The organism is Pseudomonas sp. JL23 (assembly GCF_056933585.1).
Genome location: NZ_CM167795.1, coordinates 2,498,767 through 2,518,814, shown reverse-complemented (window position 1 = coordinate 2,518,814; position 20,048 = coordinate 2,498,767). Strand labels below are relative to the sequence as shown.

13 protein-coding genes and 1 pseudogene are annotated in these 20,048 nt (G+C 59.8%); all 14 read right to left on the bottom strand.

All coding sequences use genetic code 11. The annotated features are described in order from the left end of the window. Nucleotides 1-22 precede the first annotated feature (22 nt). On the bottom strand, nucleotides 23-1,612 hold the full coding sequence (gene tssA / locus AC1Z24_RS11815; RefSeq protein ID WP_483745778.1) for a type VI secretion system protein TssA: 1,590 nt from the start codon (nucleotides 1,610-1,612) through the stop codon (nucleotides 23-25). Continuing rightward, entirely contained in the window at nucleotides 1,609-4,959 is a 3,351-nt protein-coding gene (locus AC1Z24_RS11810) for an ImcF-related family protein (protein ID WP_483745777.1), read from the bottom strand. The genes tssA and AC1Z24_RS11810 overlap by 4 nt, the downstream gene beginning before the upstream one ends. Further along, nucleotides 4,943-6,079 carry a hypothetical protein gene (locus tag AC1Z24_RS11805; protein ID WP_483745776.1) on the bottom strand — a complete coding sequence of 379 codons (1,137 nt, stop codon included), beginning with the start codon at nucleotides 6,077-6,079 and terminating at the stop codon, nucleotides 4,943-4,945. The genes AC1Z24_RS11810 and AC1Z24_RS11805 overlap by 17 nt, the downstream gene beginning before the upstream one ends. Further along, nucleotides 6,076-7,239 (bottom strand): hypothetical protein, encoded by a 1,164-nt coding sequence (locus tag AC1Z24_RS11800; RefSeq protein ID WP_483745775.1) that lies wholly within the window; start codon nucleotides 7,237-7,239, stop codon nucleotides 6,076-6,078. The genes AC1Z24_RS11805 and AC1Z24_RS11800 overlap by 4 nt, the downstream gene beginning before the upstream one ends. Further along, a pseudogene (locus AC1Z24_RS11795) lies at nucleotides 7,236-7,489 on the bottom strand (PAAR domain-containing protein). Before AC1Z24_RS11795 ends, AC1Z24_RS11800 begins: the two are co-directional and overlap by 4 nt. After that, nucleotides 7,486-8,061, bottom strand: a complete 576-nt coding sequence (tli1a, locus tag AC1Z24_RS11790) for a Tli1a family immunity protein (protein WP_483745774.1) — start codon at nucleotides 8,059-8,061, stop codon at nucleotides 7,486-7,488. Before tli1a (AC1Z24_RS11790) ends, AC1Z24_RS11795 begins: the two are co-directional and overlap by 4 nt. Next, nucleotides 8,048-10,387: a T6SS phospholipase effector Tle1-like catalytic domain-containing protein gene (locus tag AC1Z24_RS11785; protein WP_483745773.1), complete on the bottom strand. Its 2,340-nt coding sequence runs from the start codon at nucleotides 10,385-10,387 to the stop codon at nucleotides 8,048-8,050. The genes tli1a (AC1Z24_RS11790) and AC1Z24_RS11785 overlap by 14 nt, the downstream gene beginning before the upstream one ends. Beyond that, nucleotides 10,375-10,893 carry a Tli1a family immunity protein gene (tli1a, locus tag AC1Z24_RS11780; protein WP_483746599.1) on the bottom strand — a complete coding sequence of 173 codons (519 nt, stop codon included), beginning with the start codon at nucleotides 10,891-10,893 and terminating at the stop codon, nucleotides 10,375-10,377. Before tli1a (AC1Z24_RS11780) ends, AC1Z24_RS11785 begins: the two co-directional genes overlap by 13 nt. Beyond that, a complete protein-coding gene (tli1a, locus tag AC1Z24_RS11775) occupies nucleotides 10,890-11,423 on the bottom strand; it encodes a Tli1a family immunity protein (protein WP_483745772.1) in 534 nt (177 codons plus the stop codon). The genes tli1a (AC1Z24_RS11780) and tli1a (AC1Z24_RS11775) overlap by 4 nt, the downstream gene beginning before the upstream one ends. Further along, entirely contained in the window at nucleotides 11,416-12,189 is a 774-nt protein-coding gene (tla1, locus tag AC1Z24_RS11770; protein WP_483745771.1) for a toxin Tle1 chaperone Tla1, read from the bottom strand. Before tla1 ends, tli1a (AC1Z24_RS11775) begins: the two co-directional genes overlap by 8 nt. Further along, a complete protein-coding gene (locus AC1Z24_RS11765) occupies nucleotides 12,186-14,594 on the bottom strand; it encodes a type VI secretion system Vgr family protein (protein ID WP_483745770.1) in 2,409 nt (802 codons plus the stop codon). Before AC1Z24_RS11765 ends, tla1 begins: the two co-directional genes overlap by 4 nt. 432 nt (nucleotides 14,595-15,026) lie before the next feature. Then, nucleotides 15,027-17,663, bottom strand: a complete 2,637-nt coding sequence (gene tssH, locus AC1Z24_RS11760) for a type VI secretion system ATPase TssH (protein ID WP_483745769.1) — start codon at nucleotides 17,661-17,663, stop codon at nucleotides 15,027-15,029. Between the two features lie 127 nt (nucleotides 17,664-17,790). Continuing rightward, nucleotides 17,791-18,300 (bottom strand): Hcp family type VI secretion system effector, encoded by a 510-nt coding sequence (locus AC1Z24_RS11755; RefSeq protein WP_483745768.1) that lies wholly within the window; start codon nucleotides 18,298-18,300, stop codon nucleotides 17,791-17,793. Nucleotides 18,301-18,316: 16 nt separating this feature from the next. Continuing rightward, the gene (locus tag AC1Z24_RS11750) at nucleotides 18,317-20,041 is read right to left on the bottom strand and encodes an OmpA family protein (protein ID WP_483745767.1); all 1,725 of its coding nucleotides are present in this window, start codon (nucleotides 20,039-20,041) and stop codon (nucleotides 18,317-18,319) included. Nucleotides 20,042-20,048 lie beyond the last annotated feature (7 nt).

Genomic DNA, 20,048 nt, shown 5'->3' with positions numbered 1-20,048 from the left:
AATAGATCCTGGTGTATGAAAATCAGCCGCACAGTACTGCGGCGCGTACAGGGTCCAGTGCCACCAGCTCAGCCAGCAGCGCCTCCATGCGTCTTGCGAGTGCGGGTTTGTCGGCATCGCTGCGCTGCACCCTCATGCGTAGCAACTTGAGCAGACGGGCCTTGACCTCGAAGCACAGCGGCGGCTCCCAATGCGCCAGTGCCTGTTGGTGTGCGGTAGCGTCCAGTTCCCCCAGCAGATGCAGGGCCAGCTCGCCCTTGGCGTATTGCTCGGCAACGCGCGCCATGACCAGGCGCAGCAACCAGCGCTGGCGCCCGGTCTCGATGCCTGAGCGTGCGGCCAGCCAGGCCAGTGCGGCGTCGATACCTTCGCTGTCGGCCTGAGCCAGGGCTTCATTTTCCAGCGAGAGAATGTCGGTATCTGTACCGGTGCTTGCAGCTGGCGCCGCAGCAGGCAGCATGTGCTGCTGTCGATTGCCGCTGACATGCTGAGTAATCCACTCCCGAGTGGTCTCGCTGGCGAAAGGTGTGCCGTCGTTCCAGCACAGCGTTTCCAGCCCTGGCAAGCGCTCCAGAAACATCCCCAGATCACGCTTGGCAATCTCGGCCCAATCGCTGTGCGGCGCAGGCTGTTTGCTTAACGCCTGATAGAGATACCACTGCAGGTCCAGCCAGAAATGGTTCACGTCCTCGGCGTACATTCGCTCTACCTGGCCGAGCAGCTCACCCCAACTCTGCTGCATGTAAAGCCGCTTGAGCTGCACTCCGTACTCGCCGCGCGGGGGCGCCAAATGGGTCTTGTCGCTGCTGTCCTGAAGTGGCGGGCGCAGCAGAGTGTCCCAACGCAGGCTCTTCATGAGGCGGTGGGCCGCCAGCCAGCCATTGGGCTGCTCGCGCAGATACGCCGAGAGGGTCCGGCCCGCGTCCAGCAGGTCGCGTCCTGACTTGATGGCTGCAACGGTTGGTGCAGCCCTATGCTCACTCGTTTCAAGGCGGGCGCTGTATTGGGGAACCACTGCATCCACCCCCCCAGACTGGGTCAGGCGAGCGGACAAAGCGGCATACAACACCCCCAGATCCGGACGCTGATCCTGTGGCCAGCCCTCAAGCCCTTGCTCGAGCCAGGCCAACGCCGCCACCGTACGCTCAGCCTCACTTCTCACCACCTCGGGATACAGCGACAGACTGGCCAGTACCTTTGCGCTGGTCAGCCATTCCAGAGCCATCTTGCGACTGTTGGGGCGCATGGGCAGCATGTCGGCGTTATAGCGCTCGACCAATGCAGCCAAAAGGGTAAGCCCATCTGCCAGCCCGGCCTCGCCATCTCTGTGCAAGCGCGCCCACAGGTAATAGGTGATCACGCGCAGGTCCTTGCAACTGTTGGTAAGCAGCTTCTGCCCGAGGTTAATCACCTGATCAGTGTCCGCTCCGGACAACTTGTTGACCTCTTCGCGCATTATCTGGAAGTCATCGTCATAACCGGGATCCTCGCCCGCAGGGGAGTCCGCAGTAATGGGTTGCAACCATTGCGCCCAGTCCTCGGCGTTCTGCCGCGCTTGGGCTAAGGCATCGCGCTCACCCAGGCAAGTGGCAATCAATGTGTGCAGACTCATTCATAATCTCCATTTTTCACGTAAGGCTGCACTGCCCCGCCGCTCTCGAGGAAAACCTGCCTGGGCAATTTGAACCCGCGCAGCTTGAGCAAGGCCAACGGCCCCGCACCCAGTTCAGTGCGCAGGTGCCAGGTCAGGTTGAGGCCGTCGGGAGCCTTGATTTCCAAGCGGTAGCGGCTGTCGCCATCGTCCAAGGGTGTGACCTGGGCTTTTTCCAGCAGGCGGATCAGGCCCCAGGTACCGGCGTAGTCGCCGTACAGGCGTTCGTTGGCGATGACGCTGGTCCAGGTCAGGGTTGCACCGGGATGATCGCTGCGCCCGGGCCAGTCGAAGCGTTGCCATTTTTCCCGCTGGTTGAAGTAGTGGTGTTTCACCCCGTTGAGAATGAATGTGGTGTCGACGATGTCGCGCACGGCCTTGCCCTGCAGCTCGAAACTCAGGCCCATGCCGCCATCGGTGTAGAGCACGTCGGCCAGTTCGCCGAGCTGGTTGATCGCCTTGAGAAACTGCGGATTCAGGCGCAGGCCCTGGCTGTGGCGCGGGTCGGCCACCCAGCGATTGCCTTCCTTGCGCACCACGCCGCTTAACTGCTGTTGCAGAAACTGCTCGATACGCCCGGAGTCGGCGCGGATCAGTTGCCCGAGCATGGGCAGCGAGGCATCGCTATTGGTCGCGGCGAAGGGATAGCGGCTGGCGAAAGCGTTGTTCCAGTGATCGACAATTGCCCGCTGCCATTGCTGATTCAGCGCCCGGGCAGAAGGTTGCAGCACGTGCTGCCAGGCCTGATCCAGGGGCTGCACGAACAGAGTCTGGCCGATGCTGCCCCACTCCGCACCGAGGCTGGCGGCGATCAGGTTGGCGTAGGCCTGGGTGTCGGTGAGCTCGACGCTATTGCCCTGAAACACGTTCTGCGCCAGGGCCTGGCTGATGGCCTGGGGATCGGTTGCCTGGCTGATCTGTTGCAGCTTCAGGCGGACCCGCGTGACCTGGGTGAGGAAGGCTTGCAGGCTCAGGCTGTCGTTGCCTTTGCTCTCCGGGTCGGTGCCGAGCAGAGCCAGCAAGGGGCCGAAGGTGGCGTCCAGCGGACCGCTCGGGCCTTGGGCCAGTTGATCGATGGCGGTTGTTTTGTCCTGGCTGATCAACTTTTGTGCGGAGTTAATGAGAGAGTCGGCCAAGGCCTGATTACGAGTCCCGGCGCGGCCCTGATACGCCAGGGCATTGACCAGAGCAATCAACGGCGACTGACGCACGTCGCTCATCATGCTCAGTTGATCGATCACCTCACCCAAACTATCCGCGCGATGCCAGCGCAAGCTATTAAGAAAATCCAGCCAGACGCCGCTGTAGTCCTGAAAATAGCGCTCAGTCAGACGCTGCTTGAGCATCGCCGGGGTCAACTCCACCGCCAATTCGCCGGGCGCCTCGCTGAGCACCCAGTCGATTTCCTCACGCCGTGCCTCGGCAATCTCATCGATGGACCGGCGTACCTGCCCCTCCCAGGCCTGACGAGTAAACACGCCCGGTACGCTGGCGGTGGTGGAAAACAACGTCCAGGCCTCGGTGTCACCGACCATCTGCCGCAGGTTGAGATCAGGAAATTGATTGGCGCTGCGGTCGAGGACCTGTTGATAGAGCGCCGACTCGGCATTGCGCTGGCCCAATTGGGCAAGGAGGATTTGCCGGACCTTGGCGATCAGCACGGGATCGGCATCGATGTGCCAGTCCGGATGGGCGGGCAATTGCTCGGCGTAGAACTGCCAGAGGTTGGGGTTAAGTCCATCGCGCACGGGGGCGGTGTCGCTCATGGCTTTGATCAAAAATGCGGGATCGGCCTTCTGCGGCTGTGCCAACATCAGATAGGCCTTGAGCGGCTCATAGGCATGCCGCGCCGCCTCGGCCCGCTCCGGGCTGCCGGGTTTAAGGGCGACCAGGGCGCGCAACTGGCCTTGCAGATGGGCGACCATCGGGTCGCGAATCAGCTTGGTATTGGCTTCGACATAGCGCGGCCACAGGGCGTCGAGGAGGATGTCGTTTTTGCTCAGACCGAAGCGCAGGTGCCAGGGCACGCCGTGTTGCGCGCGGTAGTCCAGGCGGGCGACTTCGTGGGCCAGGTTATGGAGGGCCAGGATTTGCTCGTGTGGGGTTTGCGCCTGTTGCAGGGCGGTCAGGGTGTTTTGCTCTTGCAGGATAAGGGCACGGTTGCCGTTGAAGGATAGGAGCAGGCCGATGGACGAGACCAGAGCCGACGCCATAAACAAGGCATAGAGCATTCGGGTCGCAGGCCAGCCCAGGCGACGGCCTTTACCGCCGCGCTCACCGAGCACGCCCTGCCAAGTCGCATCCGCGCACCAATGGTTACTTTGCAGATCCTGCGCTTGAGCGGCGGGCAACGGCAGGCTGAACCACAGGCCGCGCAAAGGCAAACCGTAGGCGAACTCGCCGAGCAGCGGCGTCAGGGCCTTGCGCCAGCGGGCAATGCCTTCCACGTGCAAATCACGGGACAAGCGCGTCAGAAAATCATGGGTGATCTTGACCTTCATCTGCTTCCAGCCAAGCTGACGCAGCGGGTCCACCAGTTGCGTGAGGCTGTCTTCCAGCTGCTGCGCGGTAAAGCGTGCAGCCAGGCTGACGCCCACCGACTGGGTTTCACGTCCACTCTGGATTGAGAGACTGGCACAGACCTGCCACAGATGGATCGGCAACTGCCAGTTCAGCGAGCGCGCCAGGTCCTGCAGGCGGCGCACGCCCTGACTCATCGCCGCCGCATCGCTGCTGCGGGTCTTGTCCAGCGCCCAGATCACCCCGTCCAGCGCCCGCCAGCGGCTCAGGCCCTGCCACTGCTCGGCAAAGGTGACCTTCAATTCATCCTGCGCCCGGCCGCCCCACAGCAATACGCTGTGCTGGCCTTCCAGCCAGTGCTTGTCGGTCAGGCCGGGGGCGATGGCTTCGACGTGTTCGGGTTCGCCGACCACCAGCAGCAGCCGCACCTTGTAGCGCCAGAGAGGGCCGTAGTGTTCGCTGAGATACGCACGCGCCTTCGCTCCTTGGTTCGGTTCAATGGCTGCGGGCTTGGGCAGCGAAGGCAGCGGCTGACGCCCCACCCGCATCAGTTTGCCAATGCTGTCCTGCAGTAACTGCCATACCACCAGCGCGACGACAAACAACACCATCCAGCACAGCAGCGCCTTGAACAGCAGATCACGCTCCCTGACCTGATCAATGGGCGGCGCGCCTTCCCAGCCCCACCAGATTACGCCACCTCCGGCGACCAGGAGCGCCGTGATCAGGGCCAGCAGCAGCGTGGTTTGCCAGAGCGGTGTTTTTTCAGTTTCAAGTTCTTGAGTCATCAGGTTTCACGACTCCCAGGGTCAAGGTGTGATGAGGGTCATTGCCCAGCCAGGCGCAAGGCACACCATGGGCCTGGGCATAAGCGGCGGCCAGGGTCTGCACGACCATGGCTTCCAGGCTGCCCAGGGCGCCGAAGTTGGCGTCCTGCACGAACGGGCGGATATTCCAGTTCAAGGCCGACAGTTCGGTGATTTCAGGTTGGGAAAACGACACGCAGGCAGGTGCGGGTTTATCCAGCTCACTCTGTTGCAACACCCGCTCGGCCACCGTCGCCAGGTCTTCGGACTCGGCGGCGAACCATTCGCCACGGCAAAAGCGCACACCGCCCTGCGTGCCGAGCAGCCACAGCACCGCCGCTTCCCCGGCCGGCAGGTGGCTATTGGCTTGCGGTGGCAACGACGCACAGCCGGCACAGAGAATCCGCGCATCAGCGGCCGCGCCCTGCAACTGATCGATGATCACGTCCAGGCTGGCCAGGCCTTGCCAGGGTTCCGGGTGCTCCGGCAGTTTTACCTGCGGGCAGGAGCTGGCCATTTGTTCGACAAAGGCTGCCCAGGCGCTGGCGGTGCCTTGCCAGTAGCAGCGCAGGGGTTGCAAGGCGATGGAGGTTTCATGTTGTCCTTTCCACTGCATCGCAAGCAGCATCGCCAGCTTTCGTTCGCGCCCGGCGATACCGTTATCCGTGAGCTGACGCAGACGCATCACCAGGCCGCCATCGACTTTTTCCGCAACGGGCGGCTGGTGATCCGGGGTAAACAGTTTCTTGCGCGATTCAACGGAGTTACAAACCGGCCCGACCAGCACCGCCTCGACCAGCGCAACCTGCTGCCGATGGCGCGTCCACCAGGCACGCTGAATCTGCCGCGCCGTCTCGGTGTAAGTGTGAGCAAAGTGCTGATTGAAATGGACGTACAGCACCCGCAGCAGAAACACCGTCAGCCACAACAAAAGCACGCCGACCATGCCGACGATCATGACCCTTGGCTCGTACAGATCCGCCAGGAATAATTTGCCGCCCACGATCAGAACGCTCAGCAATGCAGCGCCACTGAGCCACCAGCGTGAGTAGACCGGAGTACGTGCCCGCGGATAAGGCGCGAAATAGGGGGCCTCGTTCATGGGGCCACCGAGAAGTCAGGCTTTGCGGATTCGGTTGAGTTGTTGGGTTTTATCACGCCCAGAATAGAAGTGCGCCGAGTACCTCGCCATCCTCTTGCAGAAGCGTGACTCTTACTTTCGACATGTCGGACAAGGAGCGTCAGTGCAACCATATCCGGCAGGTCATCGAGCACATCAAAGTTGATATCCTGCGTGTTCCAGTCATTACCCCAGTCGGGCTCAAACAGCCGGATATCAGGCTTGGCAAACGACACGCAGATTTGAGCGGGCATTTTCCCCATGCCCAGTTGCTGCGCTGGTTCGACCGCTGGCGGGATCCTTTTGGCTTTTTCATCAAGCCAATTGCCACGGGAAAAAAGCAGCCTGCCCTCAGAGCCGAATAACCAAAGCAACCCTGCATTTCCCCCAGGCTGAGGACCCTGCGGCATGAGTGTTGAGCACCGACAACCCGCGCAGAGAATGTATGCATTGTCAGGTACGTCCTGTAACTGATCGATGATTGAGTACAGACTGGTGATGCCTTGCCAGGGCTCAGGATGTGTAGGCAGTAGAACGTCCGGGCAAACTGTCGCCATCTGCTCCACATAGGCTTCCCAACTATCCTGTGAGCCCAGCCAATAGCAACGTACCGGCTGCAATGCGACAGGTCTCGACTGCTGCACATACCACTGCATAGCGAGCAATCTAGCCAGTTGCCTCTCGCGTTCGGTGGTATCGACTCCGGACACGGCTCCGTAATGAATCGCAATCCACTCACGAGGTTCTGTTGGGTTGGCTGGTTGACGTTCAGGACCGTACAGGTCCTGTCTGTCATCGGGCATGCTGTAAGTAATATCTACCAGCACCGCTTCGACCAATGCGGCTTTCTGCCGATCGCGCGCTTGCCAGTCTTGCTGAGCTTGCTTCATCGATTCGTTATGGCGGAGTACGGCGCTGCGATGACCGACGTAATCCAATACTCGAATTAGAAAAGCCAATAGCCATACAAACATGACAACAACGAGAATTGCGCCAGGAATAAGCGATGCGTACGCAATGCCGGAGGCCTCCCGGATCTCGTGCATACCATAAGCCAGCATCAAAAAACCGATGATCAACCAGAACCAGTAGGCTGGGCGTGGGGGCATGGCAACGGGCTTAAACTCAAACTTCTTGCTCATGACACCACCGTTCCTTCACCCATGGAGCTGACCAACGTGCAGCCACAGGCACAACGATGCCCCGCCAGCGCCACGGCACAGCCGTCGACTTCGTACAGGTCACTGCCTTCGGCGATGGCGTTCAGGCCATGCAGAGTGCAGAGCACCGCATCGCCCTGGCAATGGGCTTGCCGTAATAGGGGTAATGCCCCTCCAGCACCTCGCCACCAAACTCACGCAAGGCGTCGCCTTGTCGAATCACGAACTTCATGGCATCACCTCTCGCACTCGGGCGCTCTCGGGTTGTGGACAGGACTGCGGCTCCGGCAGGCGCAGCGGCGTCTTGATCGGGTAGTCGGGGCTGCCATAGGCGTAGCAGGAGGTCGTGACCTCAAGCTCATCGCAGGGCAGGAAATGCACGGTGATGCCGCAGACTTTTTGGTCGGTGTAGTCGGGGACGGCTACTTCTTTGCTGTGTTTGCGTTTTAATGCGCGCACTTTATTTCTCCAAATCAGGTACTTGGCCTCGTCAGCAAAGCCTGGGAAGTCGTCGGAATATGCCGATCCAGTGTCCCAATCAACCCGCACCTTCATGCCCGGTTGCCAGCGTTTCGGGGCAATGTAGCAACACCCCCCCCCGCCGCCCTGATACGGACCAATAATGTCGATACCTGACTGGCCATCGACGCTAAAGCGGTTGATGGCCCAATGGGTGTGGTTGATGGCTTCGATGGTACTGGCTTGGGTGTTCAGGCTAAGCACCGTGGCGGCCAGCCCGCACAGAACAGCAAACAGCGAGCGCAGTGGGGCAAAGTAATAGTGAGTAGCATCAGACCGGCGCATTGTTCACCTCGCTGGCCTGGGCGTGGTAGGCATTCCAACGGGCGGCGATGGATCTTTGTGTCTCGGCCTTGCGCTCGGCGTCCATGGGCGCTGGCTGCGCGGGTAGCGCCTGCTCAATACATTGCAGGCGTGGATCACCCGGCAGTAGCGCCTGACCGTTTCTGTCATAGGGCGCCAACTTTCTGGAGTTGGTCTTGCCGAAGAACACCATGCGCTCGCGCAGGTAGCTGCCGAGGGGTTCACGGGACCAGATCGGCAAACTTAAGAACATGTAATAGAGAAACCAGGCGCGGGAATCGTGGACCTGATTGTCGAACAGATCGCGCAACAAGCGCTCGGGCTGACAGGCCTCGCGAACGTCATCCTGGTAAGTGCGCCAGCGCTCACTTGCAAGGCTTTTCGCGGGTGGGAACATCCGGCCGACCAGGGCCTGAGCTTGCGATGTCATCCACTCGCCCCCGGTCATGGCGGCTTCGAACTGCCGGGCGGCCTCAGGCGTTGTGGGCTTATCCCATCCCAACCGGATGGCCAAGGCGTCAGGGCCTCTATCGCGGTAATGCTCGGCAAACTCCTCAGCCGCTTCGCGCAACTGGGTTCGCGCCATATCCGGATCAAAGTCCTTGAAGCCGGGTTTCATCGGTTTTTTGACCGTGCCACCGCCGCGCTCGTTGGCATATTGCTGCTTGCGGTCCGCTACGATCAGCGCATGTTTACGGTCGCGCAGGGCTTCGGCTTCGGCGCGGATGGCAGGGTCGGCATGATCATCTGTTGCCGCCTGGTAGAACGCGGTCTGCTTGAGGCTGCCACCGGCATAACGATCAATGCGCCAGGCAGTGATCCAGGCCATCTGTGTGAGCAGGGCTTCTTCCAGCGCAACGCTGCCGGACAATGGCTCATAGCGTATGGCCTGTTCGTCTGTTATGGGTTGCTCGGCAGGAGGCAGACCAAGGGTGACTTGACGCCAGGCGTTGAAGCGGTTGATCAATACTGGAGAAACACCAAACTCTTCCAATATGTCATCTTCCATTGCTCTCCATAGTTCATGCCTCTTTGGTATGGGCAAGATAGCCTTCGGTACTTTCAAAGGCGCACCATGGGCGAAGGCGTCGGCATATAGATCATTCAAGGCAATCTGCGACAGCAACAGGCGGTCATCGTCACCAATGGCCTTGCCCTGATCCCCCGGCGGATATCCCCCGCCCTGATCGGAGTGCATGCCGGGATGCAGCACCTCCACGCTATTGGTCGGGTAACGGCCATCCTCGCGCCGGATCGAGTCCAGCGGAAAGCACAGCCGCTGCTCATGGCTGGCCACGATATGCAGGCAACGCTTGACCAGTTCACCGTCGGGCAGTTGCTGATTGCCGTCGGCCCAGCCCTGATGGCCTTCGGCCCAGGGAATGATATCGGCCGCGCCCACCGAAGCCACGGTATCCAGCAGGCCGAGGTACTCGACCGTAATGGGCAACGTCACCGTATTGTTCATTTTCAGGGCAGGCGGGTTCTCGTAAGCCGTTTTGCCGAAGGGAATCAGCAACTCATGCAGCCAACTGACAAAAGCCCGCGCCGCCGCCGCGCCCCGGGAAAAACCATAGACATACAGCTTGACCCCCAGCAGTTGGCACTGACCGGCGTTGGGCCGCATGGCAATTTCCAGGGGTTTGACCAGGGGCCAGAACTGCGTGATGAACTGGCGCTTGCGATTCTGGCTACCACTCACGGCCTCCATGCCGTGGGCGGTGCCCATGGCCTTGACAGCGGCGCGCAGGCTGTCGTTGTCCTGCCGGGGCAACTTCAGCGCACGGCGCAGGGCATCGATGATCATCAGCAGGCCCCAGTTGATCCGTTCTTCGCCAAAACCGGCGAAAGCCAGGCCATAGGTGCCGTAGTCAAAGTCGCCCACTTCCGGAAAGGGCGTGCCAACGCCGGGCATGTAGTACTTGTAGTACTGGCCATTGCCCGTGCCGGGTTCATCGGTCAGGCGCTGGGCCTTCTCGTTATGTGCAGTGCCACCGGCATAGCCATCACCGATGCTGGCGCGAAATAGCCGGGCGATATTGGTCGGGTGCGGTGCATTGCCGGACTCATACAAATCGTTATTGAGGTTATTGCCCGTGCCGTCGAAAAACAGGCTGATATGCAGAGTCTTGCAGCACGGCGGCTCAACCGGGTGCCCGGCCGCCACGCTCAGGGCATCCTGGTAATCGTCTTCGAGTTGCTGCTGACGCTGGATATTCTGCTGGACCTGCTCGGGGCGGCTGGGCAAACGGCCCTGCATGGGAAATTGCGGCGGGTACCAGAGAGAGGCAGGTTTCATTGCGGACATGATTGTGGCTCCGGCAATTGCAACGGGGTCTTGATCGGGTAGTCGGGGCTGCCATAGGCATGGCAGGAGGTGCTGACCTGCAATTCATCGCAGGGCAGGAAATGCACGGTGATGCCGCAGACTTTTTGGTCGGTGTAGTCGGGGACGGACACGACCTTGCTGTGCTTGCGCTTTTGCGCCTCAAGCTTGTCAACCCAAGCGAAGTACTTGGCTTCATCGGCAAATCCCGGAAACTCATAGGCAAGGGGGCTTACCCCACTGGCTCCCGTTTCCCAATCCACCCGCACCGTCATCCCCGGCTGCCAGCGTTTCGGGGCGATATAGCAACAACCTCCGCCACCCCGTTGGTAGGCGCCGATAATGTCGATACCCGACTGGCCATCAACGCTGAAGCGGTTGATGGCCCAGTGTGTGTGGTTGATGGCTTCAATGGTGCTGGCCTGGGCATTCGGCGTGAATAGAGTGATGGCCAGGCAGCAGGCACTGCTGAGCACGGTGAATTTCATTGCGGACATGATTGTGGCTCCGGCAATTGCAACGGGGTCTTGATCGGGTAGTCGGGGCTGCCATAGGCATGGCAGGAGGTGCTGACCTGCAATTCATCGCAGGGCAGGAAATGCACGGTGATGCCGCAGACTTTTTGGTCGGTGTAATCGGGGACGGCAACGATTTTGCTGTGTTTGCGTTTTTGTGCCTCAACCTTGTCGACCCAGGCGAAATACTTGGCTCTATCTGCAAACCCCGGACTTTCATAGGCCAGCGGGCTCATGGCACTGGCTCCCGTTTCCCAATCCACCCGCACCGTCATGCCCGGCTGCCACCACTTAGGGGCGATATAGCAACAACCTCCGCCACCCCGTTGGTAGGCGCCGATAATGTCGATACCCGACTGGCCATCAACGCTGAAGCGGTTGATGGCCCAGTGGGTGTGGTTGATGGCTTCGATGGTGCTGGCTTGGGCAGTTGAGGCGAGCAAGCTGATGGCCAAGCCGCAAAGCGTGGCTGCCAGCGCCTGGGACAATGAGGTTTTAAGCATCGGTTTTTTCCTGCCCATGCAGTCGCGCGAGGGCGAAAGCCGCGCGTTCGGGCTTAAGCAACAATCCCGCCTGACTGGCCTCAAGCAGAGCAGCGAAACAGGTTTGAAATCGCTGTTCGGCGTTCGAGGTACGAGGCAGGTTGTCTACCAATTGACTAGCCTCACCGGCACATCTGAGGGCAGCCATCTGCAGGTCATCTAGCACGATGGGGCCTGGGGCCTCCGGGTGGGCAGGTGCTGCATCCTCGCCTGGCAGGTACTGAGGCGCACCATTGCGATCAAGCCAACTCCAGAACACCACAGGGCGCAGCAATAGCTGTTGCTGCTCAGGATCCAGGACATGACTGAGCAGTTGCGGGAGCAGGCGTGCGCTATAGAAGCGAAACAGCCCCAAGTCGTTGCCATGGCGCGCCTCTGCGCAGGCACCGAAGTGTTCGGCCAAGGTCTCAAAGGGCCAGCGCGAGGCCAGCAACAAAAGCGGCAGATTGTTTTGGTAGTGCTCGATCAGATTGATCAGCCAGAACCGCTGCAGCGGTTGCGCCAGATCGACCCGCACCAGCAGCGGCACCAGATCGTCGTCGCCTTCTTCCGCCAACCCGCTGAACAGCGGGTGCCAGAGCAGTGGCGGCTCGACGCTTAGTACGCTGCGCAGCAGAAAATCAGCGTTGCGGGCCTGATCGATGATGAGGTCAATGCTGCTGATGGCCGCATCGACGCAGCTGTCTTCGAGCAATTTGAACCAGGTATCGATATGAGTAGCGGTCATACTTTTCTCTCCTTGCGTACAAACCCTGTTTCTTGTGCGGCGGCCTTTATCTGGCATTCCCGGCACACCGACCCCGGCAACTCCGGCAAGGCAAACGCCTGCCCCTGCGGCCCCTCGACCCGATGCCGGCCCTTGATACTCACCAGCCCCGGCCCATGAATCTGGATCTCGCCACTGGGGGTGATGCGGATATAGCCGCCGCCACTGGCCAGGGTGATGCCGTTCTTGGCGGTCAGTTGCAGGTGGCCTTGCACCGATTGCACGGTGATGTCCTGCTGGGCGATGAGGTTGAGCAGGTCGCCGTGGGACTCGATTTCCAGCGGGCCTTTGCCCGAGACCAGGCGCATGCCTTCCTGTTGGGCCAGCAGGGAGATGGCCTGGTTGGACTGGGCCGACAGGCGCTGGGCGGCGGCGAGGTGGATGTCATCCTGGCTTTGCAGGTACATCGCCTTGCCGCTGTTGAGCAGCAGGCTGGCGGGAGTGACCGCAGCGATGCCGCTTGGGGCGCTGAGGAGGATGGCCGGGGCGTGCAGGTTCTTGGCGTCGGTCTGCAACTGGCGCAAACCGTCAAGGGCGGGCTCTTGGCTGTGGTGGGCCTGGGCGACGGTTTGCCAGCCGACCATTTGTGCATTCGCGCCCTCGATCAGATGGGTCGCCGGGGTCATGTCCAGCGCTTGGCCCTGGGCCTTGGCCTGTTCATCGGCACTGATCAACACACCCTTGCCACCACGAATCGCGCCCCAGCCATCGCTGCGCAGCTCAAAACCTTCACCGCGCTTTTTCTTCTCGGCATCGACCAGATGCCCCAGATTCAACTGGCTCTTGCCGCTGTACTCGGTGCTGAGCTTGACGTGCTCTTCACCGCGTTTGTCTTCCATGCGCAGTTTGTTGTTGGCCGGGGTGCGCAGCACGTTACGGCTGTCGTCGCGCCGGGCCAGGGTGACGTGATCGGGGTGCTGGCTGTCGTGCAGGGCGTGGGCGATGTAGGGGCGGTCGGGGTCGCCATTTTCGAAGGCCACGGCCACTTCGGTGCCGCAGATCAGCGGCAGGTGCAGGCCGTAAGTGTCACCCGCGTAGGGCCGCGCCAGGCGTAGCCACATGCTGGTGCGGCCTTTTTCCCACTGGTCGCGGTCGAACAGGAAGCGCACCCGGTAGCGGCCCTGCATATCGATTTCAGCGTAGAGATCGTTGGGTTCCGGGCTGGTGATGCGCGCCGGGACGGTGCCGGCAATCATCGGCTTGGGCACGACGGCTGGGCGAAAGCAGACGGTTTCCGAGTAGGGAATGGCCGTGAAACTCGCCTGAAAGGAACTGCTGCGGCTGGCCTGGCTGATCAGCTCGACGATGACAGCGCCGGGCTTGAATGCCAGCGGCGCGCCGTCTTTGACGCTGAGCACCTGGGCCAGGCCCAGGGTGGCGCAACTGGTGACACCACTGAGGCGGGTCTGGTCATTGAGGTAACGCTCATGGCGCAGGCGTGCGTAGAAAAAGCCGCTTTCGCTTTCGAGGAATTCGTCCTGTTTGATCGTATGGCCAAGGATGGCGTAGGGCTCGGCGTAATGGTAAGCCTCGCCGTAGGTGGTCTTGGCGCCACGGGTCTGATCCACTTCACCGTCGAGCCATTCCCGCGCCTTGTGGTACTGATAGGCGCGGAAGCTGATGTTCTTTTCCACCACCTGATGACTGACCTGCAGGTCCCAGACGCCGTCCTCGCCACTGCTGTTCAGCCCCGATTGCGGGCGGTACGGTAAGTTGATGTCGAACTGGTAATAGCGCTGATCATCGTGAAACTCCACGACTTCGACCTGCACCTTTTCATGGTTGCCGATGCGATACCAGATGCCGACTTCCGCCAAGAGCCGGGAGATAAAAGCCAGGTCGCTTTCATCGTATTGCATGACCTGATCGCGCACGGGGTATTCGCGTGCCAGTTGGTCGAGGTTAAATTCATAAGCATCAAAATCATGGTGCTTTTTCAGGACTTCCTTGACGATCTCGGGGACCGACTGCTTCTGAAAAATACGGAAGTGCTTGCCCTTGTCGAGCAGTGCCAGTCGGGGCCGCACTATAACTTCGTAACGGGCTTCATCGACGGAGTCGGACAGGCGCCTGAACGCAGTGATCAAACCATGCAGCGTGCGCAGCGGCGGCTGGGGAACGTTAGAAACAATGCTGCGCGGGGAATGCGGCGGCGCCTCGGCATGCAGGGCGAAAGCGGCACTCTTGCCCAAGACCTGTTCGACAGCGATATCGTGATCGCTGCTGGTGAACTCGATGGTGTAGGTGAAGGGCTCGCTCAGGCGCTCTACGCCGTTGAAGGCGACCACATAGATCGGCGCCTTGAAGTCGTAGATTTTTAGTTTATGGCGGCTGTGATCGAAGAGTACGGGGAGTTTGGTGGCCATATTCAAACCTCCCGAACAAAGTGAGTGATGCGATGGTCATGGAAAGCCCCAGGCTCACTAATAAACCTTGTTGGGCATAGGTAATGAACACAGTTATTTTCCATTACGACGTTATCCTTTTTGCTGTAAATATCAGCGAATAATTAATGACAGGCGGCCTTGGGCAGCAGAAGCCGAGCTCTGAACAAGTAAAGAAAATGCCTACAAGGCCTGTATCCATATAGGGTGAGTTATCTCCAGCGATGAATCTAGCCCACCCTGATTACTTCAGATATTTCGCACAAACTTTGGGAAAGTTCCTACAATTCAAGCCTCGACACCAATTACACAGACCTCAAAGACGTTTTTTTCACTGCGATTTATCCGCAGCCTGAGACATATAGCCCCCAAATAATTATTCAGTTTTTTGTTGATATTTATCCTTAAACCGCATTAACAAACATCACGTTCCAATGTACTTTCATCGTCAAATTGCATAACAATGCCCTCCTCCCCGCTATAGCCCAACATCACGTTGCGGCTGCTCAAGTGTGCGGCACGTCGTTGCAGCAGTTGCTGACTAAGTACCGGCAGGATCTGCTGGTTGAGCAGGCTGTCGATATTGCGCGCCCCGGTGTCGGGCAGCAGGCAGGCGGCGACCAGCGCCTCATGGAGGCGATCATCAATCTGGCAGGTCAGGCCGTAGTGGTGTTGCAGGCGCTGAGCGACCTTGGCCAGTTTCATGGCGACAACGCGTTTGAGCGCATCAGCTTGCAAGGGGCGATAAATCAGCGTCTGGAAACGTGCCAGTAACGCTGGCTGAAAATGTTCACGCAGGATCGGCCGCAGCAACTCCTGCAGATGACTGTTCGGGGCCTCGGGCTGATCCTGCAAGCACGCTTGCAGCTCATCACTACCCAAATTGGAGGTCATGATGATCACTGTGTTGCGGAAGTCGATTTCGCGACCTTCGCCATCGCGCATGAAGCCGCGATCAAAGACCTGATAGAACAGGTTGAGAACATCGCGATGGGCTTTTTCCACCTCGTCGAGCAACACGACGCTGTAAGGTCGCTGGCGTACTGCTTCAGTCAGCACGCCGCCCTGGCCATAGCCAACGTAACCGGGCGGAGAGCCTTTGAGTTGGCTGACCGAGTGGGCTTCCTGATATTCGGAGAAGTTGAGTGTGATCAGGGACTTTTCGCCAGCGAACAGGCTATCGGCCAGCGCCAGAGCGGTTTCGGTTTTGCCGACGCCACTGGTGCCCACCAACAGGAAGACACCCAACGGCGCCTGCTCGTCAGTCAGCCCGGTTTTAGCCGCGCGCAGCCGTTGCGCCAGGCCATGGAGGGCGCCGTCCTGGCCTATGACGCGCTTGGCCAATTGCTCTTCCAGTGCCAGCAGGTTGGCGTGTTCGTCCTTGAGCAAACTCCCAAGCGGTACGCCTGTCCAGTCAGCGATCACCTCTGCAACGCTACGCACATCTACGTCAAGGGACAGCAGTGGCTGGGTTCCTTGGGCCTCGGCGAGTTGCCGTTGCAGTTGTGCACAGAGGTCCGTACGCAGAGGTTGGGTCTGGCGCGCATCAAGCAGTTGTCGGGTTAGATTGAGTTCAAGCCGATACTGCTGCTCCAACAGTGTTTGCTGAAGCTGCAGATTGGCGTGCTGCGTCGCAATCAATGCCAGCCGCTCGCCACCAGAATCGCCGCTCAGCCGTGCGTCTTCCTCCAGGGCATGGCGTTCCAGCTCCAGTGCCGCCTGGCGCGCCTTGAGGCGAAATAACGCCTGGGGTTCGCAGTCGAGGCTGCTGCGTACCCTGGCGCTGGCGGTGTCAATGAGGTCGACAGCCTTGTCCGGCAGTTGCCGTCCCGTCAGATAGCGCCGTGAAAGGCTGACAGCGGTCTGTATCGCCGCATCCTGAATATGCACACCGTGATGGCTGGCATAGCGAATCTTGAGGCCGCGCAACATGATGCTGGCACTGGCGTCGTCGGGCTCCTCGACCTTGACCATCTGGAAGCGCCGCTCCAGGGCAGCATCGCGCTCGAAGTATTGTTTGTATTCACTCCAGGTGGTGGCCGCAATGGTGCGTAACTCACCACGGGCCAGCGCGGGCTTGAGCAGGTTCGCCGCGTCAGCGCCACCGACCTGGTTGCCAGCACCAATAAGGGTATGAGCTTCATCGATAAACAACAGCACCGGGGCTTCAGCCTGCTGCACGGCATCGATAATATTTTTCAAGCGTTGCTCGAATTCGCCTTTGACCCCCGCCCCTGCTTGCAACAACCCCAGATCCAGGGTCCGCACGCTGACAGGTTTAAGGCTGTCCGGAACACTACCTTCAACGATACGCAATGCCAGGCCTTCGACGAGCGCAGTCTTGCCCACGCCCGGTTCACCGACCAGTATCGGGTTGTTCTTACGCCGACGGCTGAGGATGTCAATGACCTGGCGGATTTCATCGTCACGTGCAAATACGGGGTCAATCTGCCCATTCCTGGCCTTGGCGGTGACGTCCTGAGTGAACCTGTCCAGCACGTTCTCTAAGCTGGCTGGCAAAGCGACGAGTGAGTCTGCCGAAGCTTGTGCGGGATACAGAACAGGGTCCTGCATTTGCGCACGCTCTACCGAATGCTGATCAAGATAGGGAAGCAATTGCTGCAGCTGGGCCTGACTGAGACTCAGCAATGGCAAGGCAGCCTCGCATTCAAGCAGACTTGGGGTGTCCAGCAGCGCGCCGAGCAGATCCGAGGAGCGCAAGTAATCGTTGTTATCGTCCAGGGAAGCACGCAACCACGCGCTCTTGATCAGTTGTTGCAGTTTTTCATCCAACTGCGGTTTGCCGTGCACGCAGCTGGAAAGACTGTCGAGATGATGGAGCAGCCCGAACCAGATGGTGTCGATATCCCATTCATGCCGACGCGCAATGAGGGGTAAATCGCCATCGTTCGCGCCTAATAACTTGAGCAACCAATGTTCGATACTGATCTGCGCATGACCACGGCTTTGACACAGCGAAGCGGCAGCGCTCAATGCCTGAGCGCAGTAAGGATTCAGGCGACGAAGAACGCGTAAAGAGCTTTGCGTCATGTGAGGACCTCCTTATTCTGGATTCCTGAGTAATCAACGCCAAAGTGTTGCGCTGGAAAACTTCTGTCTGGCTGAGCGCCCGCTAACGGACGCTCAACCCGGTACACGGGTGCAAGCAGCAAGGCAATCAGCCCGCTGCAGCAACCCCGGCGGTCTGACGCTCTTCCCAGGAATCTGTGTAGGAAATGTTGCCGTCTATGAAGGTCCAGGTAATCCGCTCGTAACGCAACGCGACCTCTTCCAGATGACTATGTTTGGCTTTGGACGGATCCTTGACGTCGTGCATCTGCGGTTGGACTTTCACCACTTTGACGTTCTCCAGCAAGGTATTGAAGTACTCCTCCTCTTGCCCATTCTCATCAATGCGGTACCACTTGAACTCAGCACTCTTGAGGGTCTGGCCTTTATTCACGGCCCTGAAGAGATAGGCGCTGCTGGAATCGATTTCCTTGCTGAACAGAAACGGTGTGTGAACCCGCGTGCCTGTCAATTTCCCGGTGTTATTGTCTGTCGGGATTTCCACGCTATGGCTTAGAGACACTACTTCAATACTGCCTTCACGGCCTTGTACGCTCACAGCACCTTTGATCTGGGTACCACCGTCATCTTTCAGCCACAGGTAAACGGGAATTGCCATATTTGAGTTCCTTTTCTCAGTCATTGAATGTCGCGGAATGCGACAGGGGTTGTCTGTCCGGCCCCGAAGCGGAAGGCGCGCAGGCGCCCTCCTCCGGAACCAGACGGATATCGACGCGTCGGTTGGCGGCGCGACCGTTTTCGGTGTCGTTGCTGGCGACAGGCTGGGTAGCGCCGAGGCCCTGGATGACAAAGCAGCTGTCGGCGATATCGCCCATGCGCTGCATCCAGTCCCGGACCGAAGCGGCGCGGTCGCGGGATAACTTGAGGTTGTGTTCGGGGTTGCCGGTGGCATCGGTATGCCCGGCAATGACGATCAGCCAGCCGGGCTGGGCCTTGATATCGACCAGCGCGTTGATCAGGACCTTCGCCGAATCAGGCTTGAGTTGAGCGCTGCCACTTTTGAATAACGAAAGGCTGTCCAGACGTACCGGTGCGGGGGCTTTCATCGGTGCCTGCGTTGGCGGACGGTGACGGGCCAGCAGGTCCCGCAGCGGCACACGCATGGGCTCGCCGCGATACAGGCCAAAGCCCAGCGCCAGGGGTTCGCCATTGCGGTTATAACTGTCCAGGCGCAAGGCGTGCTGACGCAGGATCGTCACAGCCTCTTCACGCGCGAAGGCTGCATGCTGATCAGGATGCAGCGACTCGGGAATGGATTGGTAACGATGCAGCTCGTCACTGATCTGACGTATCAAGCTGGTGTTCTGCCAGGCCGAACTGAGCACAGCAATCAAGGCCGCCAATGCGAATAGCCATATGGCAATGACGCTCGCACGATTGATTGGCGAAGGCGCAGTGGACACGGGTAGCAACGGCAGGATCGGATCGGGAAACGTTAATGATCGATCCATTCCTGACAAGGCTGGCTCGGGATTAACCAGTGCCGTTTTTTGGCGCAGCCATTGCTGCCATAAATTTCCCGTTACTGCTCCAGGCAATGCTTGCACCAGCGCAATGGCACAGGCCGTCGGCAGGCCAACCGGCTTTCCCGTTCCGCGCGCAGCAAGATGCGGCAGTACTGATTCTTGCAGCCAAGCCGTAACGCTGTTCAGTTGCACGCAGGACTGCAGGCGTCTGGCGCCTTCTGCCCAGTCGCTGCCCTGGCGTTGCCAGTCGACAAGACCGGTGCAGGCTCCATCTTCGTAGACGGCCAGGCTGCTCTGACCGCCTTCCCAGTTGAACCACGCCCCCTCAGCTCCCGATGCCTGCAGGTAGCTGGTCAGCATGAGCGGCAGGGCTATGCCTCGCCGGCGGACCAGCGCAATCTGATGGCAGATGACGCGCACCTGGCTGGCCAGCACGGCATCGTCCGTGTGCTCGCCGGGGTTGACGACGAACATGACGCTGTACTGTCCGCGCCAGCCGGGACGTTGCGCCTCAATACCTGCGATCGTGACCGACAAGTGCTCCAGCCTGGCAACACGTAGATAGCAGCCTTGTCCGGTGGTGCGCAGGGCCAATTGATCCGCCGGGGTATCACCAAACAGGCCGGTCAGGCCATCGCCGCAGACCAGCACCACCGGATGCCGATAATCGGCGGCAGGCAACGACGAACTGTCCATTCGCTTGCTTTGCCGGGCGGCCTGCTTTCCAGCCCGAAACCAGACCAGTATCAGCATGAGCAGCACCATGACGACCGCAATGGCACGCACATCGGTTGCAAACGGAATAATGGCCAGTAACGCCAGGGCGAGCGCCGCGGCCCATGAGCACAGGGCTCTTGTCAGAGTGAGGTTCATTGACGGG

Excerpts from the sequence above, each read along its gene's own strand:
- tli1a (WP_483746599.1), bottom strand. The coding sequence starts at position 10,893 with ATGAAATTCACCGTGCTCAGCAGTGCCTGCTGCCTGGCCATCACTCTA.
- tli1a (WP_483745772.1), bottom strand. The coding sequence starts at position 11,423 with ATGCTTAAAACCTCATTGTCCCAGGCGCTGGCAGCCACGCTTTGCGGC.
- tla1 (WP_483745771.1), bottom strand. The coding sequence starts at position 12,189 with ATGACCGCTACTCATATCGATACCTGGTTCAAATTGCTCGAAGACAGC.
- AC1Z24_RS11765 (WP_483745770.1), bottom strand. The coding sequence starts at position 14,594 with ATGGCCACCAAACTCCCCGTACTCTTCGATCACAGCCGCCATAAACTA.
- AC1Z24_RS11800 (WP_483745775.1), bottom strand. The coding sequence starts at position 7,239 with ATGAGCAAGAAGTTTGAGTTTAAGCCCGTTGCCATGCCCCCACGCCCA.
- AC1Z24_RS11755 (WP_483745768.1), bottom strand. The coding sequence starts at position 18,300 with ATGGCAATTCCCGTTTACCTGTGGCTGAAAGATGACGGTGGTACCCAG.
- AC1Z24_RS11805 (WP_483745776.1), bottom strand. The coding sequence starts at position 6,079 with ATGAACGAGGCCCCCTATTTCGCGCCTTATCCGCGGGCACGTACTCCG.
- tli1a (WP_483745774.1), bottom strand. The coding sequence starts at position 8,061 with ATGCGCCGGTCTGATGCTACTCACTATTACTTTGCCCCACTGCGCTCG.
- AC1Z24_RS11750 (WP_483745767.1), bottom strand. The coding sequence starts at position 20,041 with ATGAACCTCACTCTGACAAGAGCCCTGTGCTCATGGGCCGCGGCGCTC.
- AC1Z24_RS11785 (WP_483745773.1), bottom strand. The coding sequence starts at position 10,387 with ATGTCCGCAATGAAACCTGCCTCTCTCTGGTACCCGCCGCAATTTCCC.
- tssH (WP_483745769.1), bottom strand. The coding sequence starts at position 17,663 with ATGACGCAAAGCTCTTTACGCGTTCTTCGTCGCCTGAATCCTTACTGC.
- tssA (WP_483745778.1), bottom strand. The coding sequence starts at position 1,612 with ATGAGTCTGCACACATTGATTGCCACTTGCCTGGGTGAGCGCGATGCC.
- AC1Z24_RS11810 (WP_483745777.1), bottom strand. The coding sequence starts at position 4,959 with ATGACTCAAGAACTTGAAACTGAAAAAACACCGCTCTGGCAAACCACG.